At 48.6% G+C, this 3,152-nt stretch carries 1 rRNA gene; it reads right to left on the minus strand.

Annotation, left to right across the window (positions count from 1 at the left end):
• Positions 1 to 103 precede the first annotated feature (103 nt).
• Positions 104 to 2,892, minus strand: a 23S ribosomal RNA gene (locus tag DBZ36_RS20410).
• Positions 2,893 to 3,152 lie beyond the last annotated feature (260 nt).

The following is a 3,152-nucleotide window of genomic DNA, read 5'->3' on the forward strand; positions in this document are numbered from 1 at the left end:
CTTAAAAAGTCTGGAAAAATCTGAAAAAGGCTCAAGGCTTGAGTTAAACAAGCGTTCTTATATTCTAAAACTAAGGCAATTCTACAACCCTACTCAGGGTTGTATGGTTAAGCCTCACGGGTCATTAGTACAGGTTAGCTCAACGCCTCACAACGCTTACACACCCTGCCTATCAACGTCATAGTCTCTGACGGCCCTTTAGGGGAATTAAATTCCCAGTGAGAATTAATCTCAAGGCCAGCTTCCCGCTTAGATGCTTTCAGCGGTTATCTGTTCCGAACGTAGCTACTGGGCAATGCCATTGGCATGACAACCCAAACACCAGCGGTTCGTCCACTCCGGTCCTCTCGTACTAGGAGCAGCTCCTTTCAATTCTCAAACGCCCACGGCAGATAGGGACCGAACTGTCTCACGACGTTCTAAACCCAGCTCGCGTACCACTTTAAATGGCGAACAGCCATACCCTTGGGACCGACTTCAGCCCCAGGATGTGATGAGCCGACATCGAGGTGCCAAACACCGCCGTCGATATGAACTCTTGGGCGGTATCAGCCTGTTATCCCCGGAGTACCTTTTATCCGTTGAGCGATGGCCCTTCCATACAGAACCACCGGATCACTATGACCTACTTTCGTACCTGCTCGACTTGTCTGTCTCGCAGTTAAGCTGGCTTATGCCATTGCACTAACCGTACGATGTCCGACCGTACTTAGCCAACCTTCGTGCTCCTCCGTTACTCTTTGGGAGGAGACCGCCCCAGTCAAACTACCCACCAGACACTGTCCGCAATCCCGATAAGGGACCAACGTTAGAACATCAAAACTACAAGGGTGGTATTTCAAGGTTGGCTCCACGTCATCTAGCGACAACGCTTCAAAGCCTCCCACCTATCCTACACATGTAGGTTCAATGTTCAGTGTCAAGCTGTAGTAAAGGTTCACGGGGTCTTTCCGTCTAGCCGCGGGTACACTGCATCTTCACAGCAATTTCAATTTCACTGAGTCTCGGGTGGAGACAGCTTGGCCATCATTACGCCATTCGTGCAGGTCGGAACTTACCCGACAAGGAATTTCGCTACCTTAGGACCGTTATAGTTACGGCCGCCGTTTACCGGGGCTTCGATCAAGAGCTTCGCGCAAGCGCTAACCCCATCAATTAACCTTCCGGCACCGGGCAGGCGTCACACCGTATACGTCATCTTTCGATTTAGCACAGTGCTGTGTTTTTAATAAACAGTTGCAGCCAACTGGTATCTGCGACTCCCAACAGCTTAGAGAGCAAGTCTCATCACCGTCGGGAGCGTACCTTCTCCCGAAGTTACGGTACCATTTTGCCTAGTTCCTTCACCCGAGTTCTCTCAAGCGCCTTGGTATTCTCTACCCAACCACCTGTGTCGGTTTGGGGTACGGTTTCGTATAATCTGAAGCTTAGAGACTTTTCCTGGAAGCATGGCATCAACTACTTCAGCTCCGTAGAGCCTCGTCATCAATTCTCAGCCTTAACAGGAACCCGGATTTACCTAAGTTCCCAGCCTACAACCTTAAACGCGGACAACCAACGCCGCGCTAGCCTAGCCTTCTCCGTCCTCCCATCGCAATTATACGAAGTACAGGAATATTAACCTGTTTCCCATCGACTACGCATTTCTGCCTCGCCTTAGGGGCCGACTCACCCTGCTCTGATTAACATTGAACAGGAAACCTTGGTCTTTCGGCGAGGGGGCTTTTCACCCCCTTTATCGTTACTCATGTCAACATTCGCACTTCTGATACCTCCAGCACCCCTTCCAAGCATGTGCCCGTAGCTTCGGTGGTATGTTTAGCCCCGTTACATCTTCCGCGCAGGCCGACTCGACCAGTGAGCTATTACGCTTTCTTTAAAGGGTGGCTGCTTCTAAGCCAACCTCCTGGCTGTCTAAGCCTTCCCACATCGTTTCCCACTTAACATACACTTTGGGACCTTAGCTGACGGTCTGGGTTGTTTCCCTTTCCACGACGGACGTTAGCACCCGCCGTGTGTCTCCCGGATATTACTTAGTGGTATTCGGAGTTTGCAAAGGGTTGGTAAGTCGGGATGACCCCCTAGCCTTAACAGTGCTCTACCCCCACTAGTATTCGTCCGAGGCGCTACCTAAATAGCTTTCGAGGAGAACCAGCTATCTCCCGGTTTGATTGGCCTTTCACCCCCAGCCACAAGTCATCCGCTAATTTTTCAACATTAGTCGGTTCGGTCCTCCAATTGGTGTTACCCAATCTTCAACCTGCCCATGGCTAGATCACCGGGTTTCGGGTCTAATACCAGCAACTATTCGCGCAGTTAACACTCGGTTTCCCTACGGCTCCGCTAGTCACCCAACAAGGGGGCTCCTACTGCTTGTACGTATACGGTTTCAGGTTCTATTTCACTCCCCTCACAGGGGTTCTTTTCGCCTTTCCCTCACGGTACTGGTTCACTATCGGTCAGTCAGGAGTATTTAGCCTTGGAGGATGGTCCCCCCATGTTCAGACAACATATCACGTGTGCCGTCCTACTCGATTTCACTTAAAATTAGTCTTCATGTACGGGACTATCACCCTGTACCGTTGTGCTTTCCAACACATTCCACTAACCAATAATAAGCTTAAGGGCTAATCCGGTTTCGCTCGCCGCTACTTCCAGAATCTCGGTTGATTTCTTTTCCTCCGGGTACTTAGATGTTTCAGTTCCCCGGGTTCGCCTCATATAGCTATGTATTCACTATATGATACTGCACTGAATGCAGTGGGTTTCCCCATTCGGAAATCCATGTCTATAACGTCTTTTATCGACTTAACATGGCTTATCGCAGATTAACACGTCCTTCATCGCCTCTGACTGCCAAGGCATTCACCGTATACGCTTAGTCACTTAACCATACAACCCTGAAAAGGGTCATAAGTTGTAACTGAATGGTCAGACTGTATAAGTTCTGCCATTCGAGTACGATCACCTTAGTTTTTTCTTTGAATACCAAGAACACTTGTTTTTTCAAACTCATATTCTTGAGATATTTCTTTTTCAGCTTTTCCAAATTTTTAAAGAGCAATTGACTAAAAAGTCAAAGATAAACATCCGCTTATCTTTGAGTTCTTTAGGTCATGAGAGAAAATAGCTTTTTGTGTTTTAAGCGTCAG

Source organism: Alginatibacterium sediminis, from assembly GCF_003610775.1.
Classification (GTDB): Bacteria; Pseudomonadota; Gammaproteobacteria; order Enterobacterales; family Celerinatantimonadaceae; genus Alginatibacterium; species Alginatibacterium sediminis.